We start from the raw sequence: 18,846 nt of genomic DNA on the forward strand, positions 1-18,846 counted from the left end.
GCCATATTATCGGTATCCGCTCACAGGCGTGAGTCACTCAGCGACGGAAAAACCGTCACAGGTTCCCATGAAAATTTCTCAGATCTCGGCGTTTCTCTGTGTTGCCCGGCACGGCAGTGTGGCCGCCGCAGCCCGCGAGCTAAACCGCAGCCGCACCACGGTAAGCACCATGCTGACGGCGCTGGAAGATGAGTTAGGGGTAGAGTTATTTGAACGCACAGGCAACCGGCTGCAGCTTACCGCCATTGGCCAGTCCATCCTGACCGACGGGCGGCGCCTTGAACAGGTTGCGGGGCAAATTCAGGCGCGCTGCCAGCATCACTTAAGCGGGGCCGAATCGGTTTTGCGTATCGCACGGGACGATTCACTGCCAGAGTCGGTATGGCGCGACCTTCTGCGCCAGCTTAAGCTCAAATTTCCGCAAACCAGCGTTACCGTGTACCTGGCGCCGCCGCGTGAACTGGCACCTTTGGTGCGCGACCAATCGGTGGATGTTGCCTATGGGCTGATGCCCGAGCTGTTAAACGAAGGCTACCAGTGGTTTCGCGAACTGGCCGATGTACGCATGCTCACCGTAGCCGCCCCCAACCACCCCTTAAGCCAGCTGAAGCGAGTCACCCAAGACGACCTGGTGGCCCACACCGAAATTACATTAGCCTATATGCAAGACGCCATGCTGGTGGCCGAATCACCCGAGACGGCCAACTACCTGGCGTTTACGCAATACGAATTAATACGCGATGCCGTGATCGACGGCGCTGGCTGGGCAGACCTGCCCCTACCGTTAATTGCCGAGGCGCTGCGCGCAGAAACCTTAAAAACCATCCACCATCGCAGCGCCAACTGGTGGAAGGTATTCAGCGCCCTGGAGTCAGAGCAGGCCCAGGGCGGCGCTGTGGTGAGCTGGCTGGCACAAGCACTGGAGAAACAACTGGAAGCCTTGCACTAAGCGTTATCACCAAGGCGTCGGTAAACTCGCACTACCACCTCTTCGGCGGCAATCATCACGGCCACCACCGCAATAAAAGGCACGGCGCCATGAAAGCGACCGTCAAAGTGAATCTGCCCACCAAACGCGAATTCTATGGCGCCAAGCATAATAAATTTTGAGACAAACAGAATAAACCAAACGGTAACAAAGTAAGCACCCTTGGCCGCTGCGCCCGACTTGGCTTTAAAATAATCACTAACGTAATGCTCAACCTTAAAGGTTGCCTGCAACAAGAGTTGCATCAACGCCGCCACCAGCAACGCCACCGAAAAAGCCTCAATATGCACCCGGTCCCAATACTCGTTAAACAGCCCCAGCACCACCAGATCAATCAAAATAGCGAGAGTGTAGCGTACAAATAACTTCTGACGATTAGTCGGAGGCAGCGCCAGCGCGGAAACAGCGTCTTGTTTTGACATGGTTGATTCTCTTTTTTAACAGCGAAGACTTGCGCTTTGTGATTAGCGTAGACGGGGAAATATACAGGTTTCTTGGGGCGGCGTCAGTTCAAGTGGTTGCATCGGACTCTTGAAAATACGGCATTCATTGCTCTTTCGGGGGTTTTCACTTCACCATCCACGGGAAAAACCCTCAACAACCAAAAAACTGACTCCGAAACCTATGATTGCCTATAGCTTCTTAATAGGGTAGCTGGGCGGGTATCGATTAATTTCAAAATCAGTCCGCAATACAACTGCACTCGTTAATGATGACGTGCCGAACAGAATCTGGCAGCCCCTTTAGCCCGGCCACTAAAAACTTAGGATACAAGTCATAATCACCAACGCTGCCTAAGGGAACCCAACGAAAAACCAAATTCACATCCTCTTCCACACCCTCGAAATCCACTTCAGGCTCAAAGTGTGGATAATCGTTCAAAGAAACCATGAAATAATTGGCCACCTCATGGCATCTCTCAGCTTCATGCTCAAAGAAATTTTCCGTATGCCAAACAAGCCTCTCAACGCGACATTTAACGCCTAGCTCTTCAAAAAGCTCCCTCTCGACAGCACCCACTGAAGACTCAAAGAGCTCAACCCGGCCACCCGGAAGCGCCCAAAAATCATCGCTCGCGGCTTTATGAATTAACACGTGCTCTCTGTAAATAACTACAGCCGCAGCCCTAAAACTAAAGCGGCCCTCGCTTGCATCAAAACAAATCACTTTTCACCTCAATCACAGCCAGCACTCGCAATACGCTTGTTCCGCACAGAAATCAAAGACTTGCCCCGGCTCTGTACTGACAAAGTGAAATATTGACGTAAAAAGAATGACTCGACTGTGCCTATTAAATGGACTTAAACCTAAACAGACTAATTCAAGATGTTGTCCTTATTTCTTTAAACCTCCATGTTGCACTCACCACCAAGGCGGCGCCGTTAATGAGGCCGAAAAACCGGCGCTTTGAATTTTTGACAGTAGGCTTTCATTTCTCACTAGACACATGCCTTCATGACCAACTGCACAGGCACTCCACTCTTTGTCTCCTTCAGGGTACAGTGCAATACTATCGCTGTTACACTTGAGCTTCGAGGCAAAGGATTTTAGCGTCAACATAAAATTAGATGTTGCAAGTAGCGAGCTGGTTCGCCTAGGTTTAGTCCCATCTTCGTACGTTGTTATTGCTACCAGATTTTCGTGATCATTTAAAATAAGAATTCCCGCAAGATGTTTTATTTTCGACTCTGGGTATAGCCAAATAACCAACTCACACACTTCCACCTCGGATAGAAGCGCGAGCAATTCAAGCTGCCTCTTAAGCCCGCTCTCTTGAATATAAATCATAAGACACCATTCAGAAACAACGTCCGCACCAGCCTTAAAGGGGAGACAAAGGCCGACTACTACAGCTAGCTCCGACGCATAATTATTTTGTAATGTCCACTAATCTTCTGGCGTTTGATCCGGCTTCGAATTATCAATTACCTCCCTTAGCCAGGGGTAATGTGTAGACACACGAGAATAGTACTCTGAAACTCCGTAATGCCCCTCTTCAAATCCGTTACCCTTTTGATACGCGCTGACGCCGGCAACGTAAAGTAGTCCGTCAATTTCCATCAGCGCAGGGCCACCGCTATCACCCGGCCCGCTGATCCCTTCCAGATTTGTCGCGGTTTCGGGTTTATCAAATAAGAATACGAGGTTGTATTGTGTAGCTTCAATCACCGTATTTCTTGCGCCGCGCAAATTACCATCCTCTCCGGCTAGGCCATCGCAGCCGTTACCGAAAACACCATTGCCAACGAATACAACGTTTCTGCCAAGCTCGTTTTTCTGGTTGTATAGGGCAATGGGTTTACCGTTGCGAACAGGATTTTTCAGCTGGACCAGAGCAATATCACTGTCTGGATGGACAAAGGTTTGCTCAACCTGATACGGGACTTCGAGATGCAGTGCAGTTTCGAGACCGACGCCCTCCCCTCTCATACAATGCGCCGCCGTCAACAGCCAACCTGGCTCGACTAAGGTGGACATACAACCCCCGATATAGGCGACAGACGCAGCATACCGCGCGCCCAACTCCTGACATTCTTTATCATCCACATCATGTCGAGTGATGATTCCATGCGCCGGAGAGATTGTTAACAATGTAAGTAATGTTACGTATAGGGCTAACTTCATGTGGTATTTCCTTTACGTTTTATCTCTAGGATAGCTTGGGCTAACGCTTGGCTTTGCGGCGCATCGAAGCGGAGCGTAGGTGCGTCCGACACCAGACACTGGTTACACCGCATCCGTCAGTGCGGCAACGGCTTCAATAATTTTATCCCTTCTCAGTTCGTATTCACTACTCACTGGCTCTTGGCTACGAGTAGCCATAAAAAAGAGCTCCGAAGAGATACTCCTCAGTAGGTTAACCACTCTAGAAGATGGCCCAAGTCGGTTGTTCACCGCCCAACGGTCAATCGCACTTGAGGACAGTCCGAAGAGCTTTTCGTCAAGATCCAGTCTTGAGTTAACCATATCCAGAACATGTCTTTGAGTCGCCATTCGGCTAACAAACTCATCCATTTAAATTTACCTCACGGCATAGTTCATCGATCCAAGATCGGCAGCGCTTCAACTCCGGCAATAGAATCGCCAGATCGATATCACCAATACTGTCCCCGGCTCCTCTCGTTGAAAGCAGGCGAGCCTGCATTAGCAAAGAGTAAACATTCTCATCAACATCCAGGCTTCTCGAGCCAAGCCTTCTCGCCGAATCCCTTCCGAAGGTTGGGCTGTCCATCCTCGAAAGCGAATAGCAGGTTGCGATGTTTCGCAAAGCTAGAAAAATCGTTGAAAGTTCAAACACTAGACTCGGCGAGCCTTTTTGAACAGACTGAAATGAGGATTCAAATATATCTCGAAATTTCAAGCAATCGGCTACTGCTCCCGAATATTTAGACGGCGCCCCCAAGCTCTTCAAAAAATCAGCCCCATCAGCTGCGTAAATCAGGCGGCTCTCAAGAGAAAGATGCCAAGCGAATGCATTACCAGCTTTCCAGAGCTCAAGTATTCTCGCATACGAATAAATCGAAAATCTCTCAGGGTTGAGGCGAGAATCCCGACCTTCCACAAGGGCCAGCAGATCAACATCAGAGTCAACAGAAATGTCACCGCGACAAATTGAGCCAAAAGCGTAGATATGCATTATCGACGACTAAACCGTTTAACTAAAATCGACACCAAGCAGGCAAGCATTACATACCTCAAAGCCGCGATGCCTGCCAATAGCAGACCTGAAAACCCATCTGGCTTAGCGACACCAAGGAATACTTGCGGAGCATTTTTTACTGCCTCAAAGTAACTGGTCAGTGAGTCTGCATCCTTTAAGAAATAAACCTCGCCCAATGCAATAGCCAACATTACCAAAAGCAACGTTCTAAGCAGCTTCATGAAGCTTTCACCATTCCCCCAGAACGCATCAAGCAATACAAAATCAAGCCACTCTAAGAAAGCCTTAATTCGCGCTACACCTGGATAATGCTTTCGGTAATAGGCCTCGCGAGAGCGCCAAGCTTTATACAAATGAATACGACCGGCCTCAAGTTCAATTTTTATCGCCTTGTTTGCAGCAACTGAATTTCCGATTTGATGGAAGTTCACCCTAAGCGTTCTGGCAAATTTCTGCTGAAGGTTTTCCTTTCCGGGGCATCCTGTATCAAGAATTTCGGGCTCTACTTGCGTTTGGGAAAACTCTGCGTAATCAAACACACAGCCATCAAACTTACTACCTCTAAGGTTTGAGTTAGTAAATTTACACCCAACAAATCTGCAAGAATCAAAAACACACTTATGCAAGTATGCTGAGTCGAAATGCGAGTAGCTGAAATCGCAATCTGTGAAGCGCTTCTTCTTGGCAACCAAACGTTCAAATTGTTTATTTCTCAGGTTTACGCCTTTAAGGTCATGGGCGATAGCTTGGTCTGGGATAGTTTCCCTGCTCGTAGGGCGAAAATGATCATTCATGCCGTGGGACTCATCCTTCATACGGTATAACGCAAGAACTCACCGGCGCACTTTAGTGCGTCCGAGTGACGCGGTTTGTTAAACTACGGAATCCGAAGTTCTAGGCGTAAATTCTATATCCAGTATTTCTTTTAGGTACCCTTTCAAACAAAAAACCTCAATTTTATGAGCTTTTTTAGGATTGTCTAAAAAGTACTTGGTATAAGACTCGTTCGAATCAGGGGCTATTATTTTCATTTTCCGCTCCTCCCCGTTTACATCCTTCAGGACATCATCGTGCTTTATATCCGATTCCCAGCAAACAATGCTGTGTAGATTCTCAAAGGAATGATTGAAGTTTCCCGTCAACGTTCTTTTAAATTCTACATAGAATAGGCGAGCACTAGATATAGGCGTTTTTTTATCCCCCTTGGCAATAACATCTATCCCCTCATGGGTGTCGTAATCAACAACATGAAATGGAAAGAGGTCTGGCCTCTTTTGTTCGAGCAATAGAAATATTGAGAATACTCCACTTTCTCGTTCAGGCTCCACAAGCGTAAGCCCTTCATAAACAGCAACGTTTGACCGATTAACCTTCTTAATACGCCATTCAAAGTTCTTCTTTTCTTTTTCCGTTGTTTGGTATGCCTGAGCCTCATCTTCAAGCCATTCCAATGAAGTCCACTCATCACTCTTTATAATTTCCTCATATATTTTCTTTACCTCCTGCTGGAGGTCCTGAAGAACTTCCGAAGGAGTATTATCTATAGATCCTCTGTTAGCTGTGAGCCGCAGATCCTGGCAATTAATAAAGGCATGGAATTTTGTATACTCAGAACCTTTAAAGGTGATCCATTCATTCTTTCTCTGGATTGGTATAAAATCTTTGCAAACCCACAACCCGTATCGCTCTTGGATAGTATAGGCACCAGTTGGTGCTGAATATCCTGGCCTTCTTAGCATCGCATTATAAGAATACTTTCTATACTTTCCTTCCACACAAAAGATAGCGTTGAACCGAATCTCAGGATAGTTTTTAAGGCTTCCAGTTCTAACTATCCTCTTGGAGTAATGATCAGGGGCTTTTACCAAATGCTCTTCGAACAGCTTATTTATATCTTTGCTGTCCTCTGGGAAGTAATGGCCTTGCTTAATTGTTTCAAACTCTTCCTCACCCAATCCCTTTAGCTCGAGGGTTACAGGGGTCTTGAAATCAAAGAACTGGTTCTCTACCGATCCATGCTTTGTAAACCAAGAAATATAGTCCTTCAAAATATCGTGAGTAAACTTATCTCGTCGATTGTTGTTGTAACCCCAAACTACTATTTTCGTTCCTTTCTGAACTCCCTCTTTACTAACCACGTGAGCAACTGGTATCTCTCGGTCGAAAAGTTTCCGAAATGGAGAGTCCATAGTGGCGTGTAAGCCATTGTTCCCATCTGATGTTTCCACCTCAATCTTTTCGCTATTGAAATAGACTTTCGTCCCATGGCCTTTCTCACCAATTGATTCGATATCATCCCTTCGGGTAGAGTTTCCCAGGTCGAAAAAGTTCTGCAATTGCTCAGAAGTCATTCCGGCGCCGTTATCAGAAATCTCGATTTTCAAAACGGATTCGCCGTATTTTTTTACGACGTCAAAGCAAATTTTAATTTTTGAAGCCTTGGCGTCATAAGAATTGCTAACCGCCTCTCTCACCAAATCCAAAGGATTAGAAAAATCATTGGCAATTTCAATAAACTCTTGAGTTTCATCAACAGCAGGTCTGATTTCGAACGAATTCATCTCATCTCTCGGTTGGTTGTATTTTTGTTTAACATTTGTATATCGCGCATGCGCATTATCCTTCGATGAAAAACTCCAAAAAAGAGGCACAAGCCTTTGAATTATCAGTCATTTAAGCCGCTTACGGGCTTCAGGAAGGGCGAACAGAACGCGCGAAGAGTGATCTTGTTATCTAACCTTCCAAACTGGTTAAATGCCTGACTATAAAGCTTTTTATAAAATTTGAAAACCGCAAAGCGAGCAAGCGCCTATAGCAAACCGCGCACACAATCGAAAAGCTTACCACTAGAGCACAAACAAACGCTTTAGCATCAGACCTCAGACGTCCAGCATCAGACACCTCAAATAAAAAAAGAGGAGACAACCCAAAGGCCATCTCCCCTCCTTTCCATCAACCGTTCACCATAACCCGTGAACCGTCAACCAACCACTAACCCGTATTCCGCATCCCCGCAGAAATACCGGCCATGGTCACTTTAAGCGCGCGCTCTAACTCGTCGCTAAACGGTTTGCCACTGCGGTAGCGTTTAAGCAGTTCCGCCTGCAGCAAGTTGAGCGGGTCGATGTAGGGTTTGCGTACGCTTAACGTCTGGCGCAGTACCGGATCGGACTCGAACAATTCGTCTTGCTTTTTGATGCGGTTAATCAGCACTTCAAGCGCAGACAAATCGGCGCGCAGTTCCTGACCCAGTGGGTGCAGCTCTTCGGGCACCAGTTGCTTTTCGTAGTAGGCGGCGATGGGTGTGTCCGCCTTGCCGATCACCATTTCCAGCAAATCTAAAAACGCGGAGAAGAACGGCCAGTTCTCTACCATGTCGTTCAAGGTGCCGGGGGCATTTTCCAGCGCGTACTCCAGCGCTTGGCGGGTACCCAACCAGGCGGGCAGGTTTAAGCGCACTTGCATCCAGGCGAATACCCAGGGAATGGCGCGCAGGCTTTCGACCCCACCGGTGGCTTTACGCTTGGCCGGGCGCGACCCCAGTGCCAACAGGCCCAGCTCTTGCTCGGGGGTGAGCGAGCGGAAGTAAGGCACAAACTGCGGGTGGCCACGCACCACACGGCGGTAGCCTTCAAGGCTGGCCTGGGCCATGCGCTCGATCAAGTCGCGCCACTCGTCGCTCGGGGCGGCGTGGGGTTCGAGAGTCGCGCGCAAGGTGGCCACGGTGTAGGTCGAAAAGCTGCTGAACGCCACTTTGGGCAAGCCGAACTTGTAGCGAATCATCTCGCCCTGTTCGGTTACGCGAATTTTGCCTTTTACGGAACCCGGCGGCTGCGAAGCCATGGCTTTTTCTACCGGGCCGCCACCGCGCCCCACAGTGCCGCCGCGGCCGTGGAACAAAATTAAATCGATACCGTGCTTATCGGCCAGTTGAACCAAGCGCTCTTGGGATTTGTACTGGGCCCAGGTAGCGGCGAATTTGCCCGCGTCTTTGGCCGAGTCGGAGTAGCCGATCATCACGGTTTGCTTGGTGCTGGTGTACTCGCGGTACCAAGGCAGTTGCCACAGCAGATCCATAACCTCGGCGGAGCGATCCAGATCGTCCAGGGTTTCAAACAGCGGTACGATGGGCATGTTCCAGCTCATGCCGCACTCTTTTAACAGCAGCGCTACGACTAATACATCCGAGGGCTGCTGCGCCATGGAGATAATATAGGTGGACAGAGTTTCCGGCGGTTCGCTGGCGATCACGCGGCAGGTTTTGAGTACCTCGGCGCCTTCGTCGCTCACGGGCCAATCGGCGGGCAGCAGCGGGCGTTTTTCCTGCAGGTGCTTCAGCAAAAACTCCTGGCGTTTGGCTTCGCCCCACTCCAGGTAGCTTCCCATTTCCAGATACTGGGTCAGCTCGTCCATAACGGCCACGTGGCGCTCGCCGTCCTGGCGTACATCCAGCGGCACCAGATTAACGCCAAAGCTGTGCACCCGGCGGATGGTATCCAGCAGCGGGCCATTGGCAATATGCGGCAGGCCTACATCGTGCAGCGAGCGGTAGCAGAGCATTAACGGCTCGAGCAAATCGTCGCGGCTTTCGATCAAACCGGCGGGCTTGGCAGGCTCTTCGCCCTTAAGGGTGGCTTCGGCCCAGTCGAGAGTGGCCTGAATACGCTTGCGGAAATCAGCCAGGTAGTCGCGATAAGGGGTGTCGGAGTCGCCCACCTGCTCGCGCAGCTCGTCGCTGGCCGCGTGCATGCTCAGATCGCCATAGAGTCCTTCGACATCGCGCAGGTAAAGCTCCGCGGCCATCCAGCGGCCCAGCAATAGAACCTCGCGGGTAACGGCATGGGTGACATTGGGGTTGCCGTCGCGGTCGCCGCCCATCCACGAGAAAAAGTGGAAGGGGTGCAAATCCAGCGGCAGTTTTAAATCCAGGTGGCGACTGCAGAGGCGATCTAAGTGGCGGATAAAGTCCGGCACCGCCTGCCACAGGCTGTTTTCAATCACCGCAAAGCCCCACTTGGCTTCGTCCACGGCGGTGGGCCGCTCGCTGCGAATTTCGTCGGTGGACCACATTTCTTCCACCAGGCGGTGCAGCCGGCCGATCACTTTGTCTTTTTCAAAGCTGAGCAGGTTGCCGCGCTGCTGATCCGACAGAGTATTTACAATTTGGTCGTACTTGCGAATAAGGGTTCGGCGGGTCACCTCGGTGGGGTGCGCGGTTAACACCAGCTCGATGCGCAGGTTGCGAATCTCTTCGGCCAGTTTGTCCTGCCCATAGGTGTCTTTAAAGTTGAGCAACATGGCCTTTAGCCCATCTTCGGGCTCGGCCTCGGCGCTGGCGCCGTACTCTTGATCGGCCATATTGGCCAAATTAAGAAACTGATTAAAGGCGCGCACGATGGGCAGAATGTCCTCATCGTTAAGTTCGCCCAGCATATCCACCAGGGCCGAGGGGTCATCCTCTTCGCTCTGATTGATACTTTTGCCCAACTGGCGGATCTGTTCGATCCTGCTGAAACGCTCTTCGCCCTCGTGGTCGCGAATGGTCTCGCCCAGTAACTCCCCTAATAAGCGGACGTTTTCCCGCAGGGTTTCGGGTAACTGTTGCATCAACTTTTCTCCGTTGCCAAAAAAAGACATTTTAAGGGATTTTTAAAAAGCGTGTCAGCGCCTCTTATTCACCCCCATTTCATTATCCACACTCACTGTGGATAAGTTTGTGCACGGGCTTTGCGTAACCGCCCCGAGCCCAGACCACGCCTGACCTGAGCAAAACTGTGTGATTCACAACCAGGGTAAAAAGCGCACAAAAACAGTGAGTTATACGCCTCCTTTTTGCTCACAGATGCATCAAAAGTGGATACTTTTTCGGCGCCACGCAACCTCGTGTGAGCATTTTGCAATTAACCCACAGAGCCCACTGCAAAAAGTTATTCACACACGCTCAGAGGCAAAGGCCAGGGTGTGAGCAATATCGACAGTGCCGGTTATCTGCATGAGCAAGCGGTCCACTCCCAGGGCGACGCCCGCGCACTCTGGCAGGCCCGCCGCCAACGCCGCTAAAAGCTTGGGGTCGGCCGCCATTTCGGGCAAATCCAGGTCGCGGCGGCGTTTCTGGTCTGCGCTAAAGCGGTGCCGCTGCTCGGTGGCATCGGTTAGCTCCCAGTAACCATTCGCCAGCTCCATTCCATTAAAGAAGGCTTCAAAGCGCCGCGCCACTTGAGTGCCGTTTTTGTCTGGCAGTATTTTCGCCAGCGCAGCCTGGCTGGCGGGATAATCGTAAATAAAGGTAAGGCCCGGCGGCAGCTCTGGCTCCAGCTTGTGAGTAACCAGCAAATCCAGCCAGTCATCGCGGGTAAGGCCGGTGTCATCTATTTCAATCAGCGCTTTACCCACAAGGCGCAGCTCGGCCAGCTCACAGGTGTGCGGGTTTATCCCCAGGCTGTTAGCAAACCACTGGTGATAACTCATGTAATGCACAGGTACGCCGGGCTGCAGGCTTTGCACCAGCTCGGCGACCTCGGCCATTAGCTGTCGGTCATCCAACCCCAGACGGTACCACTCCAGCATGGTGAACTCGGGGTTGTGGCGACGGCTGGTTTCGCCGGCGCGAAAAACTTTATTGAGTGAATAGATACAGCGCGGGTATGCAGCCAAAAGCCGCTTCATGGCGTATTCGGGCGAGCTTTGCAAAAAGCGTTGGCGACCGGCATCGTCGGCGACAATGGGCTGAATAAAAGGGTCGGTGACAAAGTGCGACGCCAGCAGCGGCATATCCACTTCAAGCACATCGCGGGCGTAAAAGAATTCGCGAATCTGGCGATATAAATTCGCCCGCGCTGTGAGCAGCGCGGGCGAACAGGAGGGTAAATACGAGGTGTCTGACACAGCGCTTAGCTGTTGGCACGACCCAGGTATTCGCCGGTGCGAGTGTCTACACGCACCACATCGCCTTCATTCATAAACAGCGGCACTTTTACTACGGCGCCGGTGCTTAAGGTGGCGGGCTTAGTGCCGCCCTGAGCGGTATCGCCTTTCAGGCCGGGATCGGTCTGGGTCACTTCCAGCTCAACATGGTTGGGCGGGGTTACTACCAACGGGGCGTTATTAAACAGGGTTACCACGCATTTGTCCTGCTCGCGCAGCCACTTGGCAGCGTCGGCCACGGCTTTTGCGTCGGCGGCAAACTGGTCGAAAGTGTCTGGATCCATAAAGTGCCAGAACTCGCCGTCGTTATACAGGTACTCCATATCGCGATCGACCACATCGGCACTTTCCAGCGATTCGTTGCCGCGGAAAGTACGCTCCCATACACGACCGGTGGTCAGGTTGCGCAGCTTCACGCGGTTAAAGGCCTGACCTTTACCGGGCTTAACCAGCTCGTTTTCCACGATGTTACAGGGATCACCGTCCAGCATTACTTTCAACCCGGTGCGGAAATCATTGATAGAATAGGTGGCCATAACCCCTCTCTAGACGTTAACTGAATTTGAAAGGCGCCAATGATACATCGAACCGCCGCCACATGGCAGACCGAAACCTGGCAAGAGGCGCTGAAAAACCTGATTCGCACCCCCGAAGAGCTGTTTTCCGAACTGCACCTGGACCCCAAGCTGCTGCCAGCCGCGCGTTTGGCCAGCCAGGATTTTGCGCTGCGGGTACCGCGCAGCTACGTGGCGCGCATGGAGCGCGGCAACATTAATGACCCACTACTGCGTCAGGTACTGCCGCTGGGCGAAGAGCTACTGGCCGAACCCGGCTACACTAGCGACCCGCTGGGCGAAGCCGACAGCAACCAGCTGCCCGGGCTGATTCACAAATACCACGGCCGGGTGCTGCTGGTAGTAACGGGCAATTGCGCCATCAATTGTCGCTACTGCTTTCGGCGCCACTTCCCTTACAGCGACAATCGCCCCAGTCGTGACCACTGGCAACAGGTGTTCGACTATATAAAAGCAGACCCGAGCATTACCGAGGTAATCTACAGCGGTGGCGACCCGCTGGGAGCGCCCGACACCACCCTGAGCTGGCTGACCGACCAAATCAGCGCTATCGGCCATGTGCGCCGCCTGCGGGTGCACTCACGTTTGCCCATTGTGATCCCGGCGCGCATTACCGACGAGTGCATAATGGCGATCACCCGAGCGCGACTACAGACCACGCTGGTCATTCACGCCAACCACGCCCGCGAACTCAACGGCGAAGTGAGCGATGCGCTTGCAACGCTAAAACGCGCCGGGGTTACCCTGCTGAACCAAACGGTACTGCTGCGCGGAGTGAACGATTCAGCGCAGGCACTGACAGACCTGAGTGAGGCATTATTCGCCAGCGGCGTGCTGCCCTATTACCTACATTTATTGGATAAAGTGCGCGGCGCGGGACATTTTGATGTGAGCGAAAATCGGGCGCTGGAGCTGCACCAAAACCTTCAGCACCATTTACCCGGGTATCTGGTGCCCAAACTTGTGCGGGAAATTGCGGGACAACCCTGTAAGACCCCGGTGCACCCAGCTCCAGAACATTAACTGTATCGGCTGTGGCGTAATTAAAGGTAAGCGACACGCGGCGGCTAAATCCGCTATATTTGCAACTACAGCAACACAGGCATGCGAGTTTAATGAGTACTACATCATCCCAGGATTTACTGGCGCGGCTGCGCCTGCCAGAGCCCGAGCTAAAGCAGCTGAGCTTTTGCAAAAGCCCTACGCCTAAAAGTGTCTCTGCCTGGGTAGATGCTCTGCCGCTGACGCGCACCAGTTTTGTCAGCGCGCTGTTGTATTCCGCCGTGCCCGAGCTGGCGCGACTAAAAACCGACGGCGAAAACCATTTGCAGCTCATTGAAGCCGTGCGCCCGGCAGTGCAGGGCAGCATACTCGGCTTGTCTAAAACCTTTCTTAATCAGCCTATAATTCTGCCCGAACCGGCCCGCAAAGCCGCTACCGTTGCCCAGGCGCTGCAAAAACATTTAAGCAACGCCTATTGCTGCGCCCTGCGCGATTTAATGAGCGGTAAATCCAGCGATGAGCTGCGCGCCCTGGCAATCCATCGAGCAATGACGAGCCTGGGGCAGTTATTACTGCGTAGCTATCAACTCTATGCCCCGGCGATGAGCCAGGCCTGGCGTGAAGTAAATACGCTTTACCAGTTGGCCGAATCCCTGTCGCTGAGCAAATTAACGCTGGATGATCCCCTGCCTCATCACCGCAATATCACCACCATCGAGGCGGCCTATTTGCGAATTACCCTGCTGGCGTCATGCCGGCCCAACCAGTTGCGGCAAAACGATTTGTATAACGTTTACCGCGCGCTGGAGACGCTCGCTCCCAAGGCCCGGCTCGAGAGTGAATCGAGCCTGTCTCCAGACGGACTTTACAGCGTCATGCTCGATGGTGCGGGACCGCCGGTTTATCGCAATCGCCTGGGGCTTTACGAGAGCGACGCCATTCGCCAAATTAATACGTCGCAACTGTGCAACGAGCTGGCAGCAATGGTCAGCGCACCCGACAAGCTACGCGAGCTTAGCCTCAACTCGGCGCTGGCCAGCCACATGCTTAATGCCTGGCAGCACACCGCCCAGCGCACCTTCGACCGGCACGCGGGCGAGGGCAAACTGGATGTCACCGTGGGGCTGTCTAATCTGCACTTTTATGTGGCCGATGAAACACCTTTCAGCATGTTCGTGCGCCAACCATCGGAGATGGGACTGGAGGACAGCGACGAAGGGATTTTCAAAAAACGCAGCCTGAAACTCAAAGACCGCATTAACGCGGCTGCGGGTGACCCCTGGGGCGAGGCCTTCGATGTCGCCCGCCCGGCACTGAGCAACTCCGGCGCCGCCACCACCAACGTGGACGAGAGCATTCGTCGTAGCTCGCGGCTGCGCTATCGCGGCGAACACCCAGTATTCTCGGTCGATATTGTCGATGTCAGCGCCGGCGGCTATTGCCTGGAATGGCACACGGAGATACCGCTACAACTGAAAGCGGGTGAGCTGCTAGGCATACGCGAACCAGGGCGCTACAAATGGGCCATTGCGGCGGTGCGCTGGGTACAGCAGGCACGTGGCTCCAGTCAAATAGGTATTCAACTGCTCTCGCCGCAAGCACAGCCGGCCGCCGCTGCGGTCATACAAAAAACCGGCGACGATGCAGAATATTTACGGGTACTGGCCCTGCCCGCCCAACGTTTAGCTAATCGCCCGGCCAGTTTGCTGACCAACGCGGTAAGCTTTCATGAGCAGCAGAAAATAAAACTCTACCAGGGCGGTAAACTCACCACTTTACAGCTGACCCGACGGCTGTTCACCACAGGCACAGTCAGCCAGTTTGCTTACAAAGCACTGGCCACGGCCAATATTGACGATGAAGAACAAGACAAGTCTAGGTCCAAAGCAGACGACTTTGCCGCTGTCTGGCGACAGTAAAAACATCGACGCTGTCGCATTATTCTTTTTACCCGTGTCGCATTAATCATTATTGATTCCTAAGCGGTTGTCGTGGGCTCGGATTCGGGTAATATAGTTGTTTCCGCTGACCGATTAGACTAAATATTGCAACACAATACCGATAATTGGTTTTGCTTTGTGGGCAAACGGATAGGTGTTGTGCCCGGCTTATCAGCCTTTGCCATCAATGAGAACGAAGAGCGCAGTTATTCTCTATGAATCCCAATGACACCATACGCCTGCTGATCCTCAATGACTCTCAGGCCGAGGCCGAACGCCTAATTAGCATGCTGCATAACGCTGGACGCCCCAACCGCGCTCAGCATGTCACCAGCGATGAATCTCTGGTCAAATTGCTGGAGGAGCAGGCCTGGGATTTAGCCATCGCCCACGACCACACGCAAAACGTTGCGCCCGCCAAGGCCATTCAAACCATTCGCCGCCTTAACAAAGACGTGCCCCTAATATTGCAAACCGATGAAGAGGGAAGCTTGCCGATTGTAGAGGGCATGAAAATCGGTGCCTGCGATGTGATACGCCTGGACGAAGACCAACACTTGCTGCTGGCCATCAGCCGCGAAATGTCCAACCGCCAACAGCGCCAGGACAAACGCATTGCCGAGCGACGCTTTCGCGAATCCGAGCGTCGTGCCCAGTCGCTGCTGGACAGCTCCCGCGATGCCATTGCCTATGTGCAGGACGGCCTTTACCTCTACGCCAACGAATCTTTTGCCGAGCTATTCGGTTACGACGACAAAGACGATATCGACTGCATGCCCATTATGGACATGGTGGCCGACTCGGATCAGGCGCGCCTGAAAGAGTTTTTGAAAGACTTTACCCTCAAGGGGGTAGATGCCGAATCCACCAAGGTTGATTTTAAAGGGCTGCGCAACGACGGCGGCACCACAGATATTGCGCTTGAGGTCTCTCACGCCACCTACGATGAAGAGCCCTGCATGCAGTTTTTGGCTCGCGCCACACGTACAGAAGGCCCCTCGGCGCAGGAGATTGAGGCGGTCAAGTCGCGCGATGTTGTCACAGGCCTGTATAACCGCAGCTACATGATCAGCCACAGCGACAAAGTGATCGACAGTATCGCCGACGGCCAGAGTCGCGCCTTGCTGTACATTGAGATTGACGACTTTGCCGACAGTGTACAAGGCAAGCTGGGTGTGTCCGGTGCCGATATGGCTCTGGCAGACCTGGCAAATCTGTTCAACTCACAGGTCGCTGAGGGCGAAACCCTGGCGCGCTTTGGCGATTCAAGCTTTACCCTGCTAAGCGCTCAAACCACCGCTAAAGATGCCGTGGCACGGGCCGAGAAAATTTGCCAGCTGGTGGCCGATCATATTGTCGAGGTCAATAGCAAAACCCTGCAGCTTAGCGCCAGCATCGGGGTGTCTTTGATTAACGAAAACACCGTCAGCGCGGAAACGGTTATCGAACAGGCCATAGACGCCATGGAGAAAGCGCGCGACAGTGAGGATACTTCAGCACTACTGTACGAACCGCCGATCAGTGCCGAGGAAAAGGAAGAGAAAAATATTCTCGCCGAAGTTCAGCATGCACTGGATAACGATTTATTCCGGCTGATGTTTCAACCCATTATCAGCCTGCGCGGCTCGGACGATGAGTACTACGAAGTTTTGCTGCGCCTGACCAATCAAAATGGTGAAGAGATCTCCCCCAATCGCTTTCTGGAATCGGCCTCTGAGGCGGGGCTGGGCACCAAGGTAGACCGCTGGGTAATTCTCGAATCAATCAAAATGCTTTCCGAGCATCGCTCGCAGGGCAGCAAGACCAAGCTGATCGTCAATCTCAACCGCGACTCTCTTTGCGATGACAGCCTCCTGCCCTGGCTGGGGGTAGCATTTAAAGCCGCCAAATTGCCTGCAGACTCGGTTGTATTTCAAACCCAAGAGATTGATGTCACCAATCACTTAAACGCCGCTAAGGCGCTTAATAACGGCCTGACAAAACTGGGGACTTCACTGGCCATCAGCAGCTTTGGCTGCGGCTTAAACCCATTTAACGCTCTAAAGCATGTAAACGCGCAAATCATAAAAGTAGATGGTTCCTTCACCCAGGACATTCAGAGCAAAAGTGAAAATCCCGAGGCACTGACCCAGTTGCTGCAGGAATTACACGAGCTCGAGAAAGTCACCATTGTGCCCTATGTGGAGAACGCCAGCGTACTGTCCACCCTATGGCAGGCGGGCGTGCACTATATTCAGGGGCACTATCTGCAAGAACCCACCGAGTCAATGAGCTACGATTTTAATATGGAGGGGTAGGCGCAGAACGCAGAACGCAGAACGCAGAACGCAGAACGCAGAACGCAGAACGCAGAACGCAGAACGCAGAACGCAGAACGCAGAACGCAGAACGCAGAACGCAGAACGCAGAACGCAGAACGCAGAACGCAGAACGCAGAACAGTTTAGGCTAGAGCTCAGTTAGGTAAAATTCAAACATAAAAAAAGGCGGCAATTTTGCCGCCTTTTTTGTGCTTGTCGCTGCCCGCTTAGTTGGCAGGCTTTAAGCGCAACACCACCACATCGTGAGGTGGGATTTCCAAGCTCAGGGGCTTATCGGTATTACCCTTGCCGCCTTTCCACAGGTCCTTCCAGGTGAAACGCTTACTATTAAAGTTGATCTCCAACCCAGTCTGGTCATCTTTAATGATATTAAACTGCCAGTCGTGAGTGTACTTGAGCACCTCGTCGCCACGGTTTAAGAACAGCAATGCCAGCTCATCGTTTGCCAGTGGCTTGAGGAACACATTCAAGTCGCCGGCATCAATGTAGCGCATGGCCTCAACACCCTTGGGATCTTGATTCAGGGCGATGATTTCCTTATTGGTTAAGATCTCGCGGGTGGTATCCGACATGCTGCGCAAGTCATTACCGGTAATCAATGGCGAGTTAAGCATGGCCCACAGCGAGAAGTGCGAACGGTCTTCCGCCTCGGTCATGCCATTGCCCACTTCCATCATGTCGTAGTCATTCCAATGGCCGGGGCCGGCGTACTGACGCAAGCGCAAGTCTTTGCGGATATCCAGAATTTTTAAGACCCCCAAGCTGCTCCAGCTACCCCAGTTGTAGGAGCAGTCCCAGCAGGGGTAGATGTCGCCGGTAGCCCGCCAGCTGTGGCCGATATCCTGCGCCCACTCCCAGGGCTGGTTATCGCCCCATTCGCAAATGCTGTAGTAAATGGGCCGCCCTGCTTCGTGCAAGGCATCGCGCATGGTGGTGTAGGCGCCGATGGGGTTAATGTTCTCGGTGTCGCACCAGTCGTATTTTAAATAGTCGATGCCCCACTCGGCATAGGTGCGGGCATCTTGATATTCGTGGCCGCGCGACCCCGGACGACCAGCGCAGGTGGTATCACCGGCGTCGGAGTAAATACCCAGCTTTAAACCTTTGCTGTGCACGTAATCGGCCAGAGCTTTCATACCCGAGGGAAAGTGCTCTTCGCTTACCTGAATTTCGCCATTCTCATCGCGCTCTCCGTGCCAGCAGTCATCAATATTGATGTACTCGTAACCGGCGTCGCGCATGCCCGACTCCACCATGGCGTCGGCCATTTCGCGAATCATGTTTTCATCGACATCACAGTCGAAAGTATTCCAGCTGTTCCACCCCATGGGCGGGGTATCGGCTAAACCTTCAAACTTTTTCTCGGCGGCGGCGTTGACGCTAAGCAGCAGTGCGCTGCACAGAACGCCAGTTTTAATGAGAGTTTTTCGCATAAT

Annotated in this window: 15 protein-coding genes; 4 read left to right on the top strand and 11 right to left on the bottom strand. The window is 52.3% G+C overall.

Going from position 1 to position 18,846, the window contains the following annotated elements; translation table 11 throughout:
- Positions 1-67: 67 nt before the first annotated feature.
- A complete protein-coding gene (locus tag NHM04_RS08960) occupies positions 68-949 on the top strand; it encodes a LysR family transcriptional regulator (protein ID WP_254263454.1) in 882 nt (293 codons plus the stop codon).
- On the opposite strand, the gene NHM04_RS08965 is transcribed toward NHM04_RS08960, so the two are convergent.
- From NHM04_RS08965 to efp, 10 genes are all read right to left on the bottom strand, one after another.
- Positions 946-1,410: a hypothetical protein gene (locus tag NHM04_RS08965; RefSeq protein ID WP_254263455.1), complete on the bottom strand. Its 465-nt coding sequence runs from the start codon at positions 1,408-1,410 to the stop codon at positions 946-948. The genes NHM04_RS08960 and NHM04_RS08965 overlap by 4 nt on opposite strands.
- Positions 1,411-1,669: 259 nt before the next feature.
- Positions 1,670-2,155, bottom strand: coding sequence for an NUDIX hydrolase (locus tag NHM04_RS08970; RefSeq protein ID WP_256526224.1), 486 nt, complete (start codon positions 2,153-2,155; stop codon positions 1,670-1,672).
- A 195-nt stretch (positions 2,156-2,350) separates the two neighbouring features.
- Entirely contained in the window at positions 2,351-2,776 is a 426-nt protein-coding gene (locus tag NHM04_RS08975) for a hypothetical protein (protein WP_254263457.1), read from the bottom strand.
- Positions 2,777-2,875: 99 nt separating this feature from the next.
- Entirely contained in the window at positions 2,876-3,613 is a 738-nt protein-coding gene (locus tag NHM04_RS08980; protein ID WP_254263458.1) for a trypsin-like serine protease, read from the bottom strand.
- A 382-nt stretch (positions 3,614-3,995) separates the two neighbouring features.
- Positions 3,996-4,625 (bottom strand): nucleotidyltransferase domain-containing protein, encoded by a 630-nt coding sequence (locus NHM04_RS08985; RefSeq protein WP_254263459.1) that lies wholly within the window; start codon positions 4,623-4,625, stop codon positions 3,996-3,998.
- Positions 4,625-5,443, bottom strand: a complete 819-nt coding sequence (locus NHM04_RS08990) for a pentapeptide repeat-containing protein (protein WP_254263460.1) — start codon at positions 5,441-5,443, stop codon at positions 4,625-4,627. The genes NHM04_RS08985 and NHM04_RS08990 overlap by 1 nt, the downstream gene beginning before the upstream one ends.
- Positions 5,444-5,521: 78 nt before the next feature.
- Positions 5,522-7,210: an ATP-binding protein gene (locus NHM04_RS08995; RefSeq protein WP_254263461.1), complete on the bottom strand. Its 1,689-nt coding sequence runs from the start codon at positions 7,208-7,210 to the stop codon at positions 5,522-5,524.
- A gap of 430 nt (positions 7,211-7,640) precedes the next feature.
- Positions 7,641-10,256: a phosphoenolpyruvate carboxylase gene (ppc, locus tag NHM04_RS09000; RefSeq protein WP_254263462.1), complete on the bottom strand. Its 2,616-nt coding sequence runs from the start codon at positions 10,254-10,256 to the stop codon at positions 7,641-7,643.
- 324 nt (positions 10,257-10,580) lie between these two features.
- Positions 10,581-11,534: an EF-P lysine aminoacylase EpmA gene (epmA, locus tag NHM04_RS09005; protein WP_254263463.1), complete on the bottom strand. Its 954-nt coding sequence runs from the start codon at positions 11,532-11,534 to the stop codon at positions 10,581-10,583.
- Between the two features lie 5 nt (positions 11,535-11,539).
- A complete protein-coding gene (efp, locus tag NHM04_RS09010) occupies positions 11,540-12,109 on the bottom strand; it encodes an elongation factor P (protein WP_254263464.1) in 570 nt (189 codons plus the stop codon).
- A gap of 39 nt (positions 12,110-12,148) precedes the next feature.
- Here efp and epmB point away from each other — a divergent pair, with 39 nt between their 5' ends.
- From epmB to NHM04_RS09025, 3 genes are all read left to right on the top strand, one after another.
- Positions 12,149-13,171 (top strand): EF-P beta-lysylation protein EpmB, encoded by a 1,023-nt coding sequence (epmB, locus tag NHM04_RS09015; protein ID WP_254263465.1) that lies wholly within the window; start codon positions 12,149-12,151, stop codon positions 13,169-13,171.
- Positions 13,172-13,263: 92 nt separating this feature from the next.
- Positions 13,264-15,069 (top strand): hypothetical protein, encoded by a 1,806-nt coding sequence (locus NHM04_RS09020; protein WP_254263466.1) that lies wholly within the window; start codon positions 13,264-13,266, stop codon positions 15,067-15,069.
- Between the two features lie 236 nt (positions 15,070-15,305).
- Positions 15,306-17,387: an EAL domain-containing protein gene (locus NHM04_RS09025; RefSeq protein ID WP_254263467.1), complete on the top strand. Its 2,082-nt coding sequence runs from the start codon at positions 15,306-15,308 to the stop codon at positions 17,385-17,387.
- Between the two features lie 229 nt (positions 17,388-17,616).
- On the opposite strand, the gene NHM04_RS09030 is transcribed toward NHM04_RS09025, so the two are convergent.
- Positions 17,617-18,843 carry a glycoside hydrolase family 27 protein gene (locus tag NHM04_RS09030; protein ID WP_254263468.1) on the bottom strand — a complete coding sequence of 409 codons (1,227 nt, stop codon included), beginning with the start codon at positions 18,841-18,843 and terminating at the stop codon, positions 17,617-17,619.
- Positions 18,844-18,846: the final 3 nt, after the last annotated feature.

It is taken from the genome of Gilvimarinus sp. DA14 (assembly GCF_024204685.1).
In the GTDB taxonomy this organism is placed as follows: domain Bacteria; phylum Pseudomonadota; class Gammaproteobacteria; order Pseudomonadales; family Cellvibrionaceae; genus Gilvimarinus.

What these genes read in the sequence shown, in the direction of transcription:
- epmB (WP_254263465.1), top strand. Translation starts at nt 12,149, where the DNA reads ATGATACATCGAACCGCCGCCACATGGCAGACCGAAACCTGGCAAGAG.
- NHM04_RS08980 (WP_254263458.1), bottom strand. Translation starts at nt 3,613, where the DNA reads ATGAAGTTAGCCCTATACGTAACATTACTTACATTGTTAACAATCTCT.
- NHM04_RS08995 (WP_254263461.1), bottom strand. Translation starts at nt 7,210, where the DNA reads ATGAATTCGTTCGAAATCAGACCTGCTGTTGATGAAACTCAAGAGTTT.
- NHM04_RS08960 (WP_254263454.1), top strand. Translation starts at nt 68, where the DNA reads ATGAAAATTTCTCAGATCTCGGCGTTTCTCTGTGTTGCCCGGCACGGC.
- NHM04_RS08985 (WP_254263459.1), bottom strand. Translation starts at nt 4,625, where the DNA reads ATGCATATCTACGCTTTTGGCTCAATTTGTCGCGGTGACATTTCTGTT.
- NHM04_RS09025 (WP_254263467.1), top strand. Translation starts at nt 15,306, where the DNA reads ATGAATCCCAATGACACCATACGCCTGCTGATCCTCAATGACTCTCAG.
- NHM04_RS08975 (WP_254263457.1), bottom strand. Translation starts at nt 2,776, where the DNA reads ATGATTTATATTCAAGAGAGCGGGCTTAAGAGGCAGCTTGAATTGCTC.
- efp (WP_254263464.1), bottom strand. Translation starts at nt 12,109, where the DNA reads ATGGCCACCTATTCTATCAATGATTTCCGCACCGGGTTGAAAGTAATG.
- NHM04_RS08965 (WP_254263455.1), bottom strand. Translation starts at nt 1,410, where the DNA reads ATGTCAAAACAAGACGCTGTTTCCGCGCTGGCGCTGCCTCCGACTAAT.
- NHM04_RS08990 (WP_254263460.1), bottom strand. Translation starts at nt 5,443, where the DNA reads ATGAATGATCATTTTCGCCCTACGAGCAGGGAAACTATCCCAGACCAA.
- NHM04_RS09020 (WP_254263466.1), top strand. Translation starts at nt 13,264, where the DNA reads ATGAGTACTACATCATCCCAGGATTTACTGGCGCGGCTGCGCCTGCCA.
- NHM04_RS09030 (WP_254263468.1), bottom strand. Translation starts at nt 18,843, where the DNA reads ATGCGAAAAACTCTCATTAAAACTGGCGTTCTGTGCAGCGCACTGCTG.
- ppc (WP_254263462.1), bottom strand. Translation starts at nt 10,256, where the DNA reads ATGCAACAGTTACCCGAAACCCTGCGGGAAAACGTCCGCTTATTAGGG.